Below are 18,346 nucleotides of genomic sequence, written 5' to 3' on the forward strand. Positions count from 1 at the left end.
GGTAGCATGGGGGCGTGAAGAAAATCCTGTTATCCCTCGTCAGTGTTGGTGGTTTCGGCGGACTCGCCGTGGCGGGCTGGGGGTTCTCCGAGCTCAGCAAGTTCCGCCTCAAGCATGAAACCGTGGCGCTCCTCGAGCCGGGCACGCTTGACGACGCCGAAGAGTTCACCATCCTGCACCTCTCCGACCTACATATGCTGCCCTCCCACCGCATCAAACAAGACTGGGTTGCGGCGCTGTCCGTGTTGCGGCCAGATCTGGTGGTCAACACCGGCGACAACCTCAGCTCAGCCGATGCCGTGCCAGCTGTTCTTCGAGCGCTAGCACCATTGCTCAAACGCCCCGGATTGTTCGTCTTCGGCAGCAACGACTACTTCGGGCCGCGACCGGTTAATCCCTTCAAGTACTTGGTAGAGAAGAAACGCAAGGTCAGCGAGGAGAAGCTACCGTGGGAAGGGATGCGTGCAGCATTCCTCGAACACGGCTGGCGCGATGCCACCCACCAACGCCACGAGTTTAAAATCGGCCCCGTACGAATCGCTGCCGCTGGTGTCGATGACCCGCACCATGACCTCGATGACTACGCCCAGATCGCAGGCGCCCCCAATATCGACGCCGATCTCGCCATAGCGCTGACCCATTCCCCAGAACCGCAGGTACTCGGACAGTTTGAGGCCGATGGCTACCAGCTCTCCCTCTCTGGCCATACCCACGGCGGCCAGCTTTGTCTTCCCGGAGAACGCGCGATTGTCACCAACTGTGGCATCGATCGGGCACGCGCAAGCGGGCTGCACAAATTCGGACGCATGTTTATGCACGTTTCCAATGGCCTCGGCACTTCGCCGTTTGTGCCATTCCGGGTATTCTGCCGGCCCTCAGCAACGTTGATACATGTCGTCGAAAAGCGCTGACCTGCTGATTTTGCCACTGTTTCGCACGGGCGTATGGTGAAAAAGCAGCGGGATATAGCGCAGCTTGGTAGCGCACGTCGTTCGGGACGACGGGGTCGCAGGTTCAAATCCTGTTATCCCGACTCTGTAAAAGCCACCTCTGAGGAGGTGGCTTTTCGCTATTTGCACGGCACTAGCACGCAAGCCGGCTAACAAGAGGGGCGGTCCACCAGAACGAGTTCTTCTGCTGGACCGCTTTCCATTTCGGCAGCTACGCCGCCGCAGTGTGCTTACTTGACCTCGAAGTTCTGCTTGCCGAGTTCAGTGAAGCCGAGATCTTCGCTGGCGACTAGGGTGACTGGGGTGGTCTCGTCGTTGAGGTAGTAGGCGGCGATGTTGGAGTGGGATTCTCCCTGCTTGATTGCAGCCAACTCGGCGAGCGCCAAATTGTCATCAGGGTTCGGGGCGATTTCGATTTCATTCGATTCGTCGGTTCCGCCCTGGTACGCGGTGACCACGAAAGTCCAGGAGACGCCTGGGACTACGTCATCGGCAGATTTAGAGGTCATGTCGTAGTAGAACGCGACCACTGGCTTGTTCCCATTCGTATTGCCCTTCTCGCCCGCCGGAATCACTTTGGTCTCGGTGATGGTGGCTACGAAGTCTTCGGTCTCTAAGACGCTGTCGGCGAATCCTGGCTTCCCGCTCGGCTGTGCCGCAGGCTTAGCTGCCGAGCTTCCGGAAGCTTTGTCTGCAGTGGTGGCTTGGGTTTCTTTCTTTGCCTCCGGCTCAGAGTCGCCGGAGCCACATGCGGCGAGCGTGAGTGGGGCGATCATAAACAGTGCAGCAATTGCAAGCTTGGATGGGGTTTTCATGAGGAGCTCCCAAAATTGTTCAACAAAAGGTGAAAGTCTTATATGTGGACACGACAAGAACAAGGTCATCTAACTGCACTGATGTCATACTTTCCTGTCGAAAACAATTTTAGAAGCATCTAATCAAAACTCATGACCCAAGGCGCACAATGTAATGAAATAGTTATAAATAGCTAATGCTAAGACGTTTAGAAGCAATAAGTGTTTACTTATACCCTGTGGTCATCAATGAACAGTCCCGTTCTAGCAGTGCGACTGCTCTAATCCATCCGCACAGCAGTCCTGCCAGATAGTCACATGTTCATCTCTCCAAAAGGAACCGCAACATCCTAGTGAGTATGGGAGGTTGGCCTACTTAACCAGGCGCCGAATGGCCGCCTTCGCCTCTTCGATTTTCTCGCTAGGATCGCCATTTCTTGCCGCATCGACAACGCAATGCTCGAGGTGATCGCCGAGCAGCGCCAGCGCCACATTCTCTAGGGCACTGTTAGCCGCAGAGATCTGCGTGAGGATATCGATGCAGTACTCGTCTTCCTCAACCATGCGATGAATACCGCGCACTTGCCCTTCGATTCGGCGCAGGCGGGTGAGGTATTTCTCTTTGTCCGGTGAATAGCCGTGGCTATGCATCGTGATCTGCCTCGATATCAACGGGCTCGAGCGCAGGCGCAGTCCCAGCTAGGCGGAGCGTGACCGCAGCGAGCACTACTAGGGCGGCGAGCACCCCACAAGACAGTCCGAGCACGATATTCGAACCCCCATTACCAAGCGCAGACATCGCAGAGGTGGCGTAGTGCATAGGCATCAGGTGCGTCAGCACGTTCAGAACCGGGGAAACACTATCGGTAGAAGCCAGCTTCCACACCCAGCCGACAACGCCAGCCTGGAGGAGCAATCCTACGTAGACAGCGATGCGACCAACACGTTCCCCAAACAAGCCCACGAGCGCGCGGCTCACTAGGGCCGAGACGAGGCCAGCCAACGCCACCACGCCAACCAGCCCCAGTCCCACCAGTGGAGAGAGGTCAGCCGCCATGATGAGAATGATCATCGCACCCAGGGCCACCGCTGCGAGCGCGCGCCAACGACTACTCAGCGCCGCGCCGACCATCACCAGGGCGGCGACAAAGAACCCGAAGAGCGGTACGAGCATCGGCTGTGGCTGCGTAGGTGTTGCTGGATCCGCAGGCAAAGCACGCTGCACGGCCCCGATCTTGTCCTTGTTGGACGTAGCCATGCCGTCAACCTTCACCGCGCCGTCCTTGAGCTCCCCGGCACCGGTGGCCGCCTCCGCCAGCCCCTTGTCTAACTCAGTAAGTCCGGTGGCGAGTTCTTTAGAACCCTTCGTCGCGGAATATATTCCGTCATGGTAGCCGTATCCAGGGACCGCAAGTTGATTGGCGATCTCCCGCGAGCCCGAGCGCAGCTGCGCCAATTGATCCACCACCGCTGCATCCAATTTGAAAGCTTCTACTTGAGTCTTGAACTCGGCTAGCTGCGCACGAAACGCGACGGATTCCGGATCCTTCTTCTTCGCCAGGTCCGCGTCCACTCGGTTAATTTCTTCGACGATGCGCCCCTGCACTAGGCCGATTCCCTGCACCTGGTCCACAGCCAGAGACACCCCGTCGGCTACTTTCACGGCGCCATCACCAAGTTGGCCGGTACCCGCTTGAATCTGGGTCATGCCGTTAGCCAGCTCGTTTGCCCCTGCCACAGCATCGGTGGAGCCACCCGCAAGCTGGTTGGTGCCGTCGGCAAGCTTGCCGGTGCCGTCGACAAGCCCGGTAGTACCCTGCTTCAGGAAGCCCGCCTGGGAACTCGCCTCGCCGGCCGCCCGGCGCGCAGGCACGAGGTCCACAGCCCCCGGCGCAGCGGCTGGCTCCTCCGACCATGAGGATGCAGGCTCGAGGGAAACCGTGGCTGAGTAAATCGCGCCACCGATCAGTGGCGCAAGCAGCATCAGGGTTAGGAGTACGCGGCGAAGCAGGCTCATACTCTATGAATCTAAGGAATTGTGGGACTGTCCACTGTTAGGCGCACCGATGTGACGGGCGTTCCACCTGGTAAGATTTTCCGTATTGCTTTCTTGGTCACCATGCCAAGTTTTTTTAAAGGGCTCAACAGGCCTGTACTGACCGCATTCGATCAAGCAAGGTGTGATTTTCACGTGACCCTGCTCCTCGTTCTTTTTCTTGCCGGGGCAGCTGTGGTAGCTTCTCCGCTACTCGTTCGCGTCATGGATAGGAAAGCCGGCTGGCCGCTGGCTGTACTTTTCTTGGCCGCCGCTACTGTGCTTGCGGGCCATCCGCCCGCAGTGAGTTTCCCATGGGCATTGGGGGCAAACTTCGCGTTAAAAGCCGACGGCTTATCCTTCTTCTTCGCAATGCTAGCTTTGCTCATCGGCGCGGTCGTTTTTTGCTATTCCGCCGCGTACCTACCGGCAAAAAAGGGCAACACCAGCTTCTACCTGATCATGTCAACGTTCATGTTGTCGGTACTACTACTCGTGCTTGCCGACGACGTCACTGTCCTGTTCGCAGGTTGGGAACTGGTTTCGCTCGCATCCTTCCTCCTTATTGCCCGTTCGGGATCAGGGGGTCAAGCGGGCGCATCCCGCACCCTCATCCTGACTTTCATCGGCGGGCTAACCTTGCTCACTGCGACCGCGATCGCGGTGTCTCAAACGCATACCACGAACCTGACTGCGATCCTCCACAGCGATGCCTGGGCTAACAACCCACTAACTCCGGTGATGGCAGTGCTGATCGCGGTGTCCGCATTTACCAAGGCCGCGCAGCTCCCCTTCCACTTCTGGCTCCCGGAAGCTATGGCTGCCGCCACCCCGGTCTCTGCGTTCCTGCATGCTGCCGCCGTAGTCAAAGCCGGCATCTACCTACTAATTCGCTTCTCCGCACTATTCCACGACGTTGCGATCTGGCAGCACCTACTCATGGGCGTGGGCATGACTACCGCGATCATGGCAGCGCTGTTTGCGATTCAGAAGACCGATCTGAAGCAACTGACGGCATACTCCACGGTGTCCCATTTGGGCTGGCTGGTGGCGGTAATTGGCGTCGGCACGCCGTTTGCACTCGCGGCGGCGCTGCTCCACACCCTTGCGCACGCAATGTTCAAGTCCTCGCTGTTCATGCTGATCGGCGTGGTGGATCACCAAACTGGTACGCGCGATATTCGACGCCTAGGCCCGTTGGTGCGGCAGATGCCCTTCACCTTCGCTTCGGTACTCATCGCGGCGTTGTCCATGGCATCCGTCCCACCGCTACTCGGATTCGTGTCCAAGGAGTCCATGTTGGCAGCCTTTGAGGAATACCCTCTCATGCTGGCGCTCGCCGCACTAGCCGCGTTGCTGACCTTCACTTATTCTGCGCGCATCGTATTTGGCGCGTTTATCGACGGCCCGCGCGACCTGAGCCACGTCCGCGAAGCGCCCGTCGCATTGTGGTTGCCAGCCGCCCTCCCCGGCCTTTTGTCCCTGCCGCTGGCATTCTTCGTTGGCGTCTTGGACACCCCAATTTCCGCTGCACTGGCAGACATTGGCCTGCCTTATGCGGCGCATCTCGCCCTGTGGCATGGTGTGAACACACCGCTGCTGGTGTCGTTGGCTGTGCTCGTGCTGGGCGTGGTCGGAGTAGTCTTCCGCAAGCAGCTCCTCGCCCCAATCACTGGGCGGCAGCTACTTCCTGTCACAGGATCTGCCCTCCTGGACTTGAAGGTTCGCTACCTCAAACGCGTCGGAACGTGGCTGGGGGGCATGGCTGACTCCTTCAGCCCAGCTCGCCACCTGGCGTGGCCATTTGTTGGGCTAGCCAGCCTGATGGCTTTCGGCTTCTTCACCCAGCTCGACGGTGCGGGTTTCGCCCCGCGAGTGCCTGGCATCGATCGGCCCTGGGACCTCATCCCGCTGGCAATAGTCGGTATTTCTGTTCCAGTGTTGTTGTTCGTGCGCTCGCGCCTGGCCGCCACCCTGCTGCTTTCCGCGGTAGGTGTCGGTGTTACTTTGCAGATCTTGTTCCTCGGTGCACCAGATGTTGCGCTGACCCAGTTCATGGTGGAACTGCTGGTCATCGTCATGATGATGATGGTGCTCCGCCACCACCCGCGCGGTTTCTACACCGTGTCAAAGAACCGCAAGTACTGGACCGGCGCCATCGCATTGGCTGCTGGATTGTCGAGCTTCTTCATCGTCTACGGCCTGCTTGGCCGGCATGAGCGCCCCGAACTCGCATTGTGGTACTTGAATGAAGCTCCCGGAATCTCCGGCGGTGCCAACGTGGTGAATACCATCCTGGTGGAATTCCGCGCACTAGACACCATGGGCGAGCTCACCGTGCTGGGTATGGCTGGTGTCGCTATTGCAGCAGTGGTGGGCTCCATGCCACGCCAGGACACACTCCGACTCTCCGAGTTTGAAGAGCCAAAGCGCAACGCACTCCCTCTGGAATACCTCCGAAAGCTGCTGATCCCAATCTTGATTGCGCTCTCCGTACTCATCTTCTTGCGGGGCCACAACGCTCCTGGTGGTGGCTTCATAGCCGCGCTGGTGGCTTCCAGCATCTTCATGCTGAAGTATCTCGCAGCCCCTAAGGACGCGCCGGTAGTACCTAAGAACGTGCCTTTCCTGCTCACCGGCTTGGGTGTCATCACTGCCTTGGTGGCCGGGTTCATTGGCATGACCCATGGCTCTTTCTTGTACGCCATTCACGGCCATATTGCTGGCGAACACGTCACCACCTCGATGATCTTTGACGCGGGTGTGTTCCTCGCGGTGCTTGGAATGATCACCCTAGGAATCAACATTCTGGGGCAAAGACTCCGGCCAGGTGTGGAACACACACCTTATGAGCGCCCCAAAGACAGTCCAGTGCCCGGACCACGTACCTCAGTTTCCACCGACCAGACCGCAGGAGGCCGCTCATGATAATGGCTCTCACCATTTCCATTCTCATGGCCGGGGGCGTGTACCTCGTCCTACAGCGCGGCATGTACCGGCTGATTCTGGGAATGTCCTTGATCGGCCACGCCGGAAACCTGACGATCCTAGCCCTCGGTATCCCCAAGTGGCGCGCCGAACCCATCAACTCACCACTGGAGTTGGCCGCAGATCCACTTCCCCAAGCCTTTGTGCTCACCGCTATTGTGATCGCGATGGCCACCACCACATTTATGCTTGCGCTGTCCGCAGTTGGCAACAACGATGACACCAAATCAAAGCGCGCCGCACACGTTGCGCTCGCACCTTTGATCACGACGGCGCGCAACGTCCGTCCACTGCCGGAGGATAGTGCACGCGTACGAAGGGTCCAGGCTGCTGAATCGGAGGCAGGCCAGTGATCTTGCCACTGTTTCTTGCCATTCCACTGTTCGCCGCGGCACTCAACGCGATGCTCCCGTGGCGGGCGGTGCGTGACTGCTTGCTACTTGCTGTTCCCTTCGCCGGAATCTGTGGTGGCGTATTCCTGTTCCAGCACGGAACGATCGCCCACTCCGTCGGTCTCTATGTCGGCGGTGTAGCCATCCCCTTTGTGTCGGACAAGTTCTCTGCGGTGATGATCATCGCGGCGTCGATAGTGGCGCTGTTCTCCTGCCTCTTCGCGGTCATCGTCGGGGAGACTCGAGCGCGCTTCTTCCCCGCACTGGCGCTCATGCTCTTAGGAGGCGTCTACGGCGCGCTACTGACCGCGGATCTGTTCAACCTGTTCGTCATGGTGGAGGTCATGCTGCTGCCTTCCTATGCGCTACTAGCGATGACAGGTGGCCGTTCCCGGTTGGCGGCGGGTCGCACCTTTGTGCTGTCTAACTTGCTAGCTTCCACGCTTCTCGTCATGGGCGTCGGCGTAGTGTACGGGGTGGCAGGGACCGTAAACATCGCAGCTTTGGCGGGCGCCGCCGACCAGGGTCCGATCGTGATCGCCATGGGCATCGTCGTGCTGGCGCTGAGCATCAAAGCGGGAGTGTTTCCAATGCACACCTGGCTGCCACGCACCTATCCTTCGACGAGCTCTGCGGTAATGGGCTTGTTCTCTGGTCTACACACCAAGGTCGCGGTGTACGCCTTGTACCGCATCTATGTGGTGATTTTCGATGCCTCCCCGCGCTGGGCTTGGTTCATCATCGGCGTGATGATGGTGTCAATGCTGGTCGGTGGCTTTGCCGGCCTAGGAGAAAACACCATCCGCCGCGTGATTGCGTACCAGATGGTGAACGGTATGCCCTTCATACTGGTGATGTTGGCATTCCCTTCCACTGGGGCGCTAGCAGCAGGAATCTTCTACACGATCCACCACATGGTCACGGTCGGTTCATTGATCCTCACCACGGGCGCGATCGAAGAAACTTACGGTACTAGCACGCTCTCCAAGCTGTCTGGCATCGCGCGCCGCGATCCCTGGACATCCACCATCTGGGCGGCTGGAGCCTTCTCTCTTGTCGGTTTCCCACCGTTTTCCGGCATGTGGGGCAAGGTAGGCATCATGTTTGAGGTCGCTACCGCAGGCGGCCCACGTGCCTGGCTCATCATCGGCACGATCGTCATCGCTTCCCTGGGCGCGCTCCTTTCCCTGCTGCGAGTATGGCGCAAGGTCTTCTGGGGAAAACCGCCCACTCGCTACCCATCGACGCTGGTTGTCATGCCAATCAAGGCGCTACCCGGTGGAACGCTGGCAGTGTTGTCCGTGCTGATGTTCTTGTGCGCCGGCCCAGTGACCTCCTGGTGTGCCGGCGCCTCGCAGGCGCTTCTCGACGTCCCCGCCTATAGCTCCGCCATCCTCGGCACCGACGCGATTGGAGTAGTCCGATGACCCTGTTGCGATTCGTCTTGTGGCTGATTGGCCAAATCATCGTGGGTGGCGCAGTCATCGTTCGTTCTGCCTTTTCTCGGGATGCTGGCATTGAACCCGTGGTGGTCTCATACCCGCTGCGAGTTACCTCTGACCGGCACATCTTCTGGTTTTCCACCTGCATCACCATCACCCCAGGCACGCTCTCCTTAGGACTGCGCGGCGATAGGCTCCTCGTCCACGCCGTATACGGCGCGGACCCCGCCGAAGTACTCGCAGGCCTGGCTGAAATGGAGGAACGCCTCGTGCCCGCTGTACGAGACATCGATAAGGGCGCTCCCGGCCAGGGGCTCGGCAACCCATTGCACTCTACATTCGTCGCCGGCCACTCGGACCATAACTACGGCCCCACCTCTACCGCCGAAATGGAGGACAACTCATGATTGCCTACCTAGTCATGGGCATTATTGCGCTGTGCTTGCTGGCGAATCTTATGCTGATCATCCTGCGTGACGACGCCACGCGAGGCGTCCTCGCCGACATGATTTTCTACCTCATGATTGCCATCTACTTGGTGTGGACCTTGGTGTGGCCGACCTCGATTGTCTACGAAGTTGTGGTTCTAGGATCCCTCTTAGGTCTCCTGTCAACCGTCTCCGTTGCCCGAATCCTGTCGAAGGGACGACGATGATTGTCAATATTCTGCTGATTATCGCTGCGGTGTTCATTCTGGGCACCACCGTCATCATGTGGCGTGCCCCTGATGCCCTGACCAGAATCAACCTAATGGGCCCCACGGTGGGGGTGGCGCTGCCGCTGCTTGTCGTTGCCCACCTGATTTCAGATCCTTTCGACTGGCACAACCTCGTGCGCGCGCTGCTCACCATCGCAGCGTTATGGGTCGTTGCTGCAGTGTCCTCGTTTTACATCGCCCGATCAGTGCACGATCTCTAAGACCCACAGCAAAACTGCACCCGGCCGAGTGAATGCGATTTTTCGGCCGGGTGCAGCTGTAGTTAACAGGGTGCGTGCTACTTCAAACCAGCGGTTGCGTCGAAGTCGCCGCGTACCGCGCGGGAGTACGGGCAGAATTCATGTGCCTTCTGCACGAGACCAGCGGGATCTTCCATGGCATCCTGATCTGCAAAAGCAACGAAGATCGAACCGGAAAGACGGAAACCGTCAGAAACCTTGTTGAGGTCCACCTCGGCAGTGACCGTCGGCGCGTGATCGGCTACGGAAACTCCCGCTTCCTTCATCGTCTTCTGCAGGGCGCCGTTGAAGCAGGCGGCCCAGGCTGCTGCGAATAGAGTCTCTGGATTGACGCCTTCGCCGGAGCCACCTAGTTCCTTGGGCGGACGAACATCAAAGTCGATCTGGCCATTGGTGGAGACTACGTGGCCATCGCGGCCACCACCGGTTGAGGTTACGGATGCGGTGTACAGCTTTTCAGACATTCAGTTCTCCTTTGGTCGGGGTTGCCCAGTGTAGCGAAAAGTCCGGCCCTTCGATCTTCCCCATCTCCAAAATAGTTGGCACGTCACCCAGGTCGGCTGTCTTTTAGTTTGGCGATCGCACCTGGTAGAGTAGGGTTTCATGAGTTTCAGACCCGAGCGCGACGATTCCTACGTCACCCGGCTCGCCTTGAAGGCCGGCCGGGGCGATCGGGGTGCCCTCAGCGAGTTCATCGAACTCACTCAAGGCGATGTGTGGCGGCTGCTCGCTCACCTCGGCGGCCGTGATATCGCCGATGATCTCACCCAGGAAACCTACCTCCGCGTCATTGGGGCGCTCCCCCGCTTCTCGGCCCGCAGCTCTGCTAAAACTTGGCTACTTTCCCTCGCGCGTCGCGTGTGGGTGGACAACATCCGCCACGACATGGCGCGGCCCCGCAAGTCCGCGACCGAGTTCGAGGATGCTGCTGCTGATACCGCCGCGTCCAGCAGCTGGGCAGAGCTTGTCGACGCCCGCATGCTTATCGACGCCCTCGACCCCGACCGTCGTGAAGCATTGATCCTTACCCAGGTGTTGGGCTACACCTACGAGGAAGCCGCACGAATCGCCGATGTTCGCGTGGGCACCATCCGCTCCCGCGTGGCACGTGCCAGGGCGGATATGATTGCGGCTTCCAAAATTCCATTAATTAAGGAAGCCTAAAACCTGAAAGTTCCTCCCCAGCATCGCGAAGAGGCACTTTGAGCTAGGCTCGACGTCGAGCGTACAGTGCGCCCACTCCGATCAACGACACGGCAAGCAACAGGTACACGAAGACACCATTACCCCCAGCTTTAGGTAGCTTACCAGTCTTAATGTCCGCAACTTTCAGCCAAATTTCATTTGTCGGCTTGTTAACGTCATCTTCGAACACCAAAGTACCGTCATTTTGAATCGTGGTGGTCCAGGCCTCACCAGTTGGGGCAATTTGAAAGCGCACAGGCGATGGAAGAAGCTGATAGCCAGCTGGTGACCTGGATTCGACTAACCAATACGTACCTGCCCCCAGCCCCTTAGCAGCAGTTTCGCCCGCTTTCAGAGTTAACAAAGGTACGCCAGAATAATCAGGCTTACCCTCCTTGTCTGGATAAACTACAAACTCAGCATTGGATCCATCAATGATTACATAGTTGTCTTTAGTAGCGTCTGAATCATAAGCAACTTTTGTGATTTTGAGCATTGCCTCCTGCGGTTTTTCCTGATTTCGTACGTCGCATTCGACATTGCGTACGGACGCCATCGTTTTGTCATAGGGCAGGATCACAGAGAACCCAACTCCAGCAGCATCACTCACGACACTCACCGGGGTCTTAGACATCACTCCTGTATTTGGATCTTCAGAAATGATGTTGCACACGGCATTCTCACCATGTTGTTTAAACAGAGCGTACCCAGAGCCTTCTGGGATCACTTCATTCACACTAATCTTCTGGTCGGTGGTGGAATCAATGTTGAAAATCACCTGACCGCGAGCATCGGTCATCTGTGATCGCTTGTCCGTCCTAGTTGACTTGCCGTCGACATCCGTATACACGATATTCTGCTGTGGAGAGTTAGCTGCATCAATTGCTGTGGCGTCGAATCGCCAGCCTTCACCGGGCATTAGCACGTTGCCGTTCACATCTACGATCGTCTTATTAACGATAAGCTTTCCAGCACAAGTGCTTGCGACCGCAGTCCGCAGGTTCTTCATGAAATTTGTAAGATCGGTAGAAGCGATGTCGAATCCACCGTCCACCTGATTTGGCCCCATCATCGACTGGATAATTTGCGTGCTACTGTAAGCACCCTCGCTCCACTTTGCAGAATCAGGCTCAATAGCTCCGGATCGATTTTTCACCCACGCTTTGCCGGATTTGATCAAGTCATATACGTTTTGATCGCTGTTACCGTTCTCGAGGTAGTAATTTCCTCGAGACCAATTGTCTGCTTGAGCTGCTTTAAGAGATGGATAGGTACCCTTAAGCAGATACTCTGTGCCACCAACACCGATCGGCACCGTAGTGATATGAGTGCCAAGTGCTTTCACATTGTTGGCCGCAGCGATAGCAGTGTCAAGGTCTGTCGCATCGGTCACGAAGTTTGGACTTGCGCCGTAAGGCATCCCCTGGCTGGAATTGGTTGGCAAGCCATCGGTCACAAAGTACACGGCATCATAAACAAACCCACCGCTCTGCTCTGCGGCAAGTACTGATTTAAGCGCTGCCTCCCAGTTAGTACCTTGAGTCGCATTTGGATTGTACGTATTCAAAGTTTGGATCGAGTTCTTTAGCGTCGTAACGTTCTTTGGATCACTCAAACTAAGCGGTGTTCTGACTTCAGCAACTGGAACGGTAGAAGCGCTGGTACCGAAGTTATATAGGCCCATTTTGGTCTGAGTTCCAGCCAGGGAGTTTATAGCCGCTGTCCCTGCATCCACAATAGAGGAAAGCCCGGTAGGCGTGCGTGTGATCGATGAAGAAAGGTCGAAGACAACGGCGATATTTTGGCCACAACGTTGTTGCAACGGAGGATTTTGCAGCGGGTCCTGCAAATTCAAAATCGCATCCGGAACGGGCTGTACGGTCACAAGCTGGGTACCGTAGAGTTCCAGGGTCGCGTCGATATCGGTTGAAACTCCGAAAAGCTCAGTAGCTAAGGACAACAATGCACCTTCCGGAATTACGGTAGATCCTACTCTCACACCGTTTTTTTCCGGGAAGAATTCAACCTCTACATAGTTGTCCTTTTGAGTAACTACTCGCTGCCCCAATTCCACTCCGGGCTCAATTTGATCGATACCAAACTTGAAAACCTTGTCCATTGCTCCAACATTTGCCAATTTTACCTTGACAACTGCTCGCTCAAACTGTGTAGCACTGACGACGTTAGTTTGCGTAGTAAAGGGATTCGTACCCGTCGTTGTAGAGGTACCGATCTCGATACCTCTAAGAGCAACCACTTTGAAATTTGCGGCCTGCCCGGCAGGGATTGGGGTTGGGGAGGGGATTGGGTTTGGGGATGGGGTAGCGGTTGCCGTCGGAGTTAAGGTTGGCGTCGAAGTAGCAACCGGAGTTGCCATAGGGGTTGACGAAATTGCCGGAGTTGAGGTTAGCGTAGCGGTTGCCGTCTGGGTTGGTCTAACCGCAGGCGTGGAAGTTGGCGCAGGACACACGCCAGTTAGAGCCATATTCGTGGATGTGATATTGATATCAGCGAGGAATCCTACCTGCACCATCACTGTTTGACCAGCATTGACATTAACAGCCGTTGGAAAATCAACCGTGATAGTACCGGTTGCGGGATCCCGCGCGATCGACAAGGTGAGCTCGCTAGCTTGAGCTGATGATTCTCGCGCTACAGTTTTACCACCTATTTGAACCAAATTGTAAGCGTAGGGGCTTGCCAACTTCGTACTGAGGTTATCAGGAAGATCAATAACAATTGACTCTATCGACCCTGTCATCGAAGCAGTCGCAGTAAAGGTTCTACGGTACTTCGCATCCGAAGAAGACACCTTGGCTGACGTGGTGGGGCCTACCGCAAGACAGCTCGCTACTTGCGCCTCCACACTAGGCCCGTTCATAGTATCAATAAAAAAGACTGCCGATAAAACGGTCAAGGCAGATAAGACAGCTGCGAGAATTCGTCTAAGCCCGTAGAGCCTTTGTTTGTTCATCATCGACATTCCTTAACTGCGGTGCTTGCTTCACATTGTTGAATTTTGTTAGAACTACGTCGCATGGATCGGATCCACAGCACTAGAAGCAGAATGATGAGGATCGAAGCCCCCACTATTACCCACATCCACCACTGCCAGTGAAATCCGCTGTCTTCGAAGAACTTCTCGTCTTCGGGATCCATGGTGGTACGCTCGGCGTGAACTAACAGCCGGTGACTGTTGATGCCATAAGGCGTGCAGGTGACAAGGGTGACAAGGTCTTTGCCCTCTTCCCGCTTCAGGCTTTCCACCTCAGTGGGCAGGACGGTGTCGATGTTGCGCACCCGGTATTTCATTTTTTGGCCCGCTGCTTGGATGTAGATGGCATCGCCAACCTTGACCTTGGAGAGGTTGTCAAAGAGCGTGGCATTCTGCAGTCCGGTGTGACCAGTCATCACTGCGTGGCGACTTTCCCCACCAACGGGCAGGTCAGTGCCGTACAGGTGGCCGACGCCCCGTTGCAGAGTTTCATGGCTGGTGCCGTGGTAGATGGGCAGGTTGATCTCTCCGGCTGGCACTACGAGGCGGGCCATGGCGTTCCAGGTAGAGAGCTGCTTTTTGTATTCCTGGTACCCGGGCTGCTGCTCGTCGATGACGTCCGTCCATGGATCAGTGGTGGCGGCCTGACCGAGGTTATCGTTATATGCCACAGCATCCACGAGCGATTGGTTAATTACCTCTGCAGGAATCTCCTGCTCAATTTTGGCGTATTCTTCAGCAACTTTAATTTGCCGAATGTTGTTCCACTGCGTGGCGACGACCGGGTACAGCAGCACACACAGTCCAGCGAGCACAAGTAGTACCGGGACAAGCACGCTGGTGAGACTGCGCTTTCCTGTTATCTCTTTGGCCTTAACTGCGGTGTGAGTACCCATTGTTTAACGTTCGTTCTTTCGCCGACGGACCAGGAAGATACCGATCACCATAAGGGCCACAGCTGCCGCGAAAACTCCGATTACTGCTGCACCGGTAGTTGCCAATGCGCGGCTAATGCCGAGCACCTGATCTTGCCTGGGGTCTCCGCCTCCGTTCGGGGCATTGTGAATTCCGCCCACCTCATCGGTTGGCGTGGTGGTTGGTGGTGGTGTGCCTGGCGTGGAGGTATCGGGATTTTTGGGATCGAAAGGTGGGTAGTCAGGAGTTGTTGTGCTTGGCGTAGTAGTGCTGGGAACTGGTTCAAATTTCGCGTTGATGATCGGTGTGCAGTTCCAGCCTTCATTGCTACCGGTCGGCAACGTGATGATGAACTCCTGGGGCTTCAAATGGTTGCCGTCGTTAGGCACGGTGGCGGAAACGTAGTACGCGCCGATGGGCAGCCCGGTGAAGTAGGCATGGCCGGTAGCGTCGGTAGTGGCGTGCCAGGAGCCGTCTTTGTGGGCATCGCGCACCTTATCGACGTCCATTCCTTTTACCTCGTCCCAGCCTGCCTGCGTGGCCAGATCGATGCCGGAGATCTTGTCGAGGGTGAACGTAGTGCCTTCGATGACGTCATGAGGGCGAGTCCGGTTGACCACCATGGTGACATCGATGGCACCGCACTGGGCGGTCTCTGCCACTTCGAGCCCAGAAATGCTACCGGTTACTGTGACAACGTCCGCGAGTGCTGGCGTGATTCCTAGTGCCGCGATGGTGACTGCGGCCGCAATTGCGATGCTCCTATTCATGGCCCTCGCCCTCCAACTCATACTTCCGGATGAGATCCATCGCGGATACGCCGTGGGATTCAGCGTGCTCCTTCTTCAGCTCTTTACGCAGCCAGTACAACAGTGCGGCTGCCACCGCAATCGCACCAGCGACGAGAGCCCACATCCACCACTGCCACTGCGATCCCTCGGCGTTTTCAATCGCTTTGAGATCCTCAGGATCCAGGTCAACGCGGTGTCCGCGGACCAGGAGACGATGCGAGTTAATGCCATAAGGTGTGCACGTCACCAGGGTGATCAAGTCTTTGCCTTCTTCGGGTCGCAGATCCTCGGTGACTTCCGGGAGCACGACCTTGACCTGATCCACCCGATATTTGAGCTTTTCGCCGGAGACCTGAACGTAGATGGCATCACCTTCTTTGACTTCCTTCAGGTTGTCAAAGAGCGTGGCATTAGACAGTCCGGTATGACCCGTGAGCACTGTGTGCGATCCGCTGCCGCCTACCGGCAGGTCTGATCCGAAGAGATGCCCGACACCCTTTTGCAACGTGTCGTCCTCTGTGCCGTGGTAGATCGGCAGATTGATCTGTCCTGTCGTGACGACCAAACGCGCCATAATTGGATGTTGGTTGAGCTGCTCTTCGTACATCCGGTAGTCCTGATTATCCTTTGCGATTTGAGCAAGCCAAGGATCAAGGATCGGACCAGTTTTCCGGCCTTCGTTGTACTTGCGAGCATCCTCCAGCATCTTGTTCAGCTGGGTAGGATCGGTCTCTTCTTCAAATTTCGCATACTCATCGGCCACACGTTGCTGTTCAATGTTGTTCCACTGGGTAGCAACTACCGGATACATCAGCACCAAGACTCCGAGCAGCACAAGGACTGCGGGCACCACAATGGACTTTAGGTCGCGCTTGGCATGCCCGCTACCCTCGACTGCCGGCTGTGGAGCCTCAGTGCTTAGCGTCATGATGTATCACTCTTGTCGGTTTCGGATGATAAGTGCAGATGAGGCGACCAGGACGGCCGCCTCATCGTGAGCGGAAAAGGCTGTGATTAGCCCTTGTTGGAGTTGCGACGTGCAAACCATGCACCGGCACCGACCAGCGCCGCACCGATCGCGGCCAGGACACCGATACCCGCGCCACCAGTAAGTGGCAGGTTAGGAGTTTCCGAGCGGACGTTCTTCACCGCAACAGAGATGGTATTTTCTGGAGCGCTTTCAACTGTCTTGGAATCAAAGTCACCCACCTGGATTTCACCATCTTGCTTGGCATAGCCTTCAGGCGCTTTGGTCTCCAGGAGGCAGAAGGTGGACGGAGAGGTGTCAGTCGCATTGTCTGCCACATCGGTAACGTGCAGGCCATCAATCGTGATGGTGCCGTCTTCTCCCGTAGCAAACTCTGAGATGCCATTGACAGCGATCGGAGTGGTGGTGCCACACTTGATAACCTGGAACTTTGCTCCAGCCAGCGGCTTGTCACCATTGGCGTCAGTCTTAACGATCTTCAGCTTTCCGTAGTAGGTCGTGACATCGTTTGTAGTGTTTTCGATGTCCGAACCACCGTTTGGATTATTGGTGATCACCGTTGCGTTGTTCACCACATCAATATCGCTAGCGTCACCGCTGGGAAGTACCTTGACGCTGAAGGTCAAGGACACGATCTCGCCAGGCTTGACCTTCGCAAGGCCGGAATCAGTCAGCTCAACCTGCAAGACCTGTGGGGTACCAGTTGCAGCAACCGTGTAGTCTCCGGCGCCCAAGTCAACACCGCTAGCGGTCTTGACGGAGATTTCAGCGTTTGCCTGGTCAAACTGGGTGCGCACGTCCAGAGTATCTTTAAACCAGAACTTGGATAGTGGCTTTTCCTTAGAGAACTGTGGCGCTTGACCCGTGATGGTGTAGGAGATCATATCGCCTACCTGCTTGTCGTCGTCCTTCACCGTCTTACTTACGTCAACCTGCGAGTTCTTCGGGTAAACGTTGACATCGTAATTCCAGCCCGTGCCGCCAGGATTCGTTGTAGGCACAAACACGACGAACGGTTGAGACGGCACCAGGGTGGTTACTGAAGGGTCGACAACCTCGGTGACCCGGTAGACGCCGATCGGCAGGTTAGCGAAGTTTGTACCTTCAGCGACGCTCTTCTGGCTGGAGTAGCCACCCGACTTCAACGGTGAATCGACGGTTGCCTTTGATGCGGCCGCGAAGTCCTTTGCCAGATCAAAGTCGAGCTGTTCCACCTTGAAGGAAACCTTGCCCTGCAGATCGGCAGGCAAATCAGCACCAGGAGCTGGGGCCATTGGAGTGCCAGAGTTGTTATCTTGCCCCTCAGCGCCGAGTCGCTTATGAATGTTGATGGAGCCAGTTTTGGCGAAATCAATATTTCCCGCAGCTGCCGGTGCGGTCTGCGCGAAGGCGACCGGGACACTTAAGCCAAATGTAAGCCCAACAACTGCAGCTGCGGTAGCACTGCGGAGTGCGACGGAATTCTTAATCATGGTTTCTTTCTTTGAAACGACAGAGTTGTTCTACAGTTCTTGTAGAACAAAATAATGAGCTTTGTGGTCGTTCCTAGCCGTCAACCCGAAAAAATCGGACGCCCTGCCGGACTCCACTATTAAGAACCCCTACTGGGATCCTTACGGCCAACACTTTACTGGCCCATTGATGATTCTAACCTCAAAAGTAGTTTCATGAGAAGATCCTTACCAAATTCCTTACAAAGTTAAGTATTCCACAACTCTCCTTAACCCATTTACCCTGCAGGATGTAGATTCATCACCAACAGATAATCAATTTGCATCAAATTAATAGGGTGGCAACCTGCCCGCATATGGGGGTAATCGTGCCCTTCCCCTACCTGCTTCACATCTTCTACCTCAGTTTCCTGAGTTTCAGCACAGAAACAAGCCTGCTTAAACACAGAAACCCCCTGACGTC

General features: G+C 56.3%; 17 protein-coding genes and 1 tRNA gene. 9 read left to right on the forward strand and 9 right to left on the reverse strand.

Annotated features, from left to right (window positions below):
- Nucleotides 1–23: 23 nt before the first annotated feature.
- Both WG915_RS09070 and WG915_RS09075 read left to right on the forward strand, forming a co-directional pair.
- Nucleotides 24–911: a metallophosphoesterase gene (locus WG915_RS09070; RefSeq protein WP_339565126.1), complete on the forward strand. Its 888-nt coding sequence runs from the start codon at nucleotides 24–26 to the stop codon at nucleotides 909–911.
- A 48-nt stretch (nucleotides 912–959) separates the two neighbouring features.
- A tRNA-Pro gene (locus tag WG915_RS09075) sits at nucleotides 960–1,033 on the forward strand.
- A gap of 147 nt (nucleotides 1,034–1,180) precedes the next feature.
- Here WG915_RS09075 and WG915_RS09080 read toward each other — a convergent pair.
- From WG915_RS09080 to WG915_RS09090, 3 genes are all read right to left on the reverse strand, one after another.
- Entirely contained in the window at nucleotides 1,181–1,765 is a 585-nt protein-coding gene (locus WG915_RS09080; RefSeq protein ID WP_339565063.1) for a DUF5067 domain-containing protein, read from the reverse strand.
- A gap of 351 nt (nucleotides 1,766–2,116) precedes the next feature.
- The gene (locus WG915_RS09085) at nucleotides 2,117–2,395 is read right to left on the reverse strand and encodes a metal-sensitive transcriptional regulator (protein WP_339565064.1); all 279 of its coding nucleotides are present in this window, start codon (nucleotides 2,393–2,395) and stop codon (nucleotides 2,117–2,119) included.
- A complete protein-coding gene (locus WG915_RS09090) occupies nucleotides 2,388–3,761 on the reverse strand; it encodes a hypothetical protein (RefSeq protein WP_339565065.1) in 1,374 nt (457 codons plus the stop codon). The genes WG915_RS09085 and WG915_RS09090 overlap by 8 nt, the downstream gene beginning before the upstream one ends.
- A gap of 174 nt (nucleotides 3,762–3,935) precedes the next feature.
- Here WG915_RS09090 and WG915_RS09095 point away from each other — a divergent pair, with 174 nt between their 5' ends.
- From WG915_RS09095 to WG915_RS09120, 6 genes are read left to right on the forward strand one after another with little or no spacing between them, the layout of a single operon-like run.
- On the forward strand, nucleotides 3,936–6,707 hold the full coding sequence (locus WG915_RS09095) for a DUF4040 family protein (RefSeq protein ID WP_339565066.1): 2,772 nt from the start codon (nucleotides 3,936–3,938) through the stop codon (nucleotides 6,705–6,707).
- The gene (locus WG915_RS09100) at nucleotides 6,704–7,120 is read left to right on the forward strand and encodes a cation:proton antiporter subunit C (RefSeq protein WP_339565067.1); all 417 of its coding nucleotides are present in this window, start codon (nucleotides 6,704–6,706) and stop codon (nucleotides 7,118–7,120) included. Before WG915_RS09095 ends, WG915_RS09100 begins: the two co-directional genes overlap by 4 nt.
- Before the next feature lie 50 nt (nucleotides 7,121–7,170).
- Nucleotides 7,171–8,586, forward strand: a complete 1,416-nt coding sequence (locus WG915_RS09105) for a monovalent cation/H+ antiporter subunit D family protein (RefSeq protein WP_339565127.1) — start codon at nucleotides 7,171–7,173, stop codon at nucleotides 8,584–8,586.
- A complete protein-coding gene (locus tag WG915_RS09110) occupies nucleotides 8,583–9,008 on the forward strand; it encodes a monovalent cation/H+ antiporter subunit E (protein ID WP_339565068.1) in 426 nt (141 codons plus the stop codon). The genes WG915_RS09105 and WG915_RS09110 overlap by 4 nt, the downstream gene beginning before the upstream one ends.
- Complete coding sequence (locus tag WG915_RS09115) at nucleotides 9,005–9,256, forward strand: monovalent cation/H+ antiporter complex subunit F (RefSeq protein WP_339565069.1); 252 nt, start codon at nucleotides 9,005–9,007, stop codon at nucleotides 9,254–9,256. The genes WG915_RS09110 and WG915_RS09115 overlap by 4 nt, the downstream gene beginning before the upstream one ends.
- Nucleotides 9,253–9,519: a Na+/H+ antiporter subunit G gene (locus tag WG915_RS09120; protein ID WP_339565070.1), complete on the forward strand. Its 267-nt coding sequence runs from the start codon at nucleotides 9,253–9,255 to the stop codon at nucleotides 9,517–9,519. Before WG915_RS09115 ends, WG915_RS09120 begins: the two co-directional genes overlap by 4 nt.
- A gap of 77 nt (nucleotides 9,520–9,596) precedes the next feature.
- Here WG915_RS09120 and WG915_RS09125 read toward each other — a convergent pair whose 3' ends face one another.
- Nucleotides 9,597–10,022, reverse strand: coding sequence for an Ohr family peroxiredoxin (locus WG915_RS09125; protein ID WP_339565071.1), 426 nt, complete (start codon nucleotides 10,020–10,022; stop codon nucleotides 9,597–9,599).
- Nucleotides 10,023–10,161: 139 nt separating this feature from the next.
- Here WG915_RS09125 and WG915_RS09130 point away from each other — a divergent pair, with 139 nt between their 5' ends.
- Complete coding sequence (locus tag WG915_RS09130; protein WP_339565072.1) at nucleotides 10,162–10,722, forward strand: RNA polymerase sigma factor; 561 nt, start codon at nucleotides 10,162–10,164, stop codon at nucleotides 10,720–10,722.
- A gap of 43 nt (nucleotides 10,723–10,765) precedes the next feature.
- Here the strand turns inward: WG915_RS09130 and WG915_RS09135 are convergent, their stop codons facing one another.
- From WG915_RS09135 to WG915_RS09155, 5 genes are all read right to left on the reverse strand, one after another.
- The gene (locus tag WG915_RS09135) at nucleotides 10,766–13,720 is read right to left on the reverse strand and encodes a SpaA isopeptide-forming pilin-related protein (RefSeq protein ID WP_339565073.1); all 2,955 of its coding nucleotides are present in this window, start codon (nucleotides 13,718–13,720) and stop codon (nucleotides 10,766–10,768) included.
- Nucleotides 13,717–14,634 (reverse strand): class C sortase, encoded by a 918-nt coding sequence (locus tag WG915_RS09140; RefSeq protein ID WP_339565074.1) that lies wholly within the window; start codon nucleotides 14,632–14,634, stop codon nucleotides 13,717–13,719. Before WG915_RS09140 ends, WG915_RS09135 begins: the two co-directional genes overlap by 4 nt.
- A gap of 3 nt (nucleotides 14,635–14,637) precedes the next feature.
- Nucleotides 14,638–15,423: a SpaA isopeptide-forming pilin-related protein gene (locus WG915_RS09145; protein WP_339565075.1), complete on the reverse strand. Its 786-nt coding sequence runs from the start codon at nucleotides 15,421–15,423 to the stop codon at nucleotides 14,638–14,640.
- On the reverse strand, nucleotides 15,416–16,372 hold the full coding sequence (locus WG915_RS09150) for a class C sortase (protein ID WP_339565076.1): 957 nt from the start codon (nucleotides 16,370–16,372) through the stop codon (nucleotides 15,416–15,418). Before WG915_RS09150 ends, WG915_RS09145 begins: the two co-directional genes overlap by 8 nt.
- A gap of 86 nt (nucleotides 16,373–16,458) precedes the next feature.
- On the reverse strand, nucleotides 16,459–17,904 hold the full coding sequence (locus WG915_RS09155) for a SpaH/EbpB family LPXTG-anchored major pilin (RefSeq protein ID WP_339565077.1): 1,446 nt from the start codon (nucleotides 17,902–17,904) through the stop codon (nucleotides 16,459–16,461).
- Nucleotides 17,905–18,346: the final 442 nt, after the last annotated feature.

It is taken from the genome of Corynebacterium sp. H128 (assembly GCF_037482625.1).
GTDB lineage: Bacteria > Actinomycetota > Actinomycetes > Mycobacteriales > Mycobacteriaceae > Corynebacterium.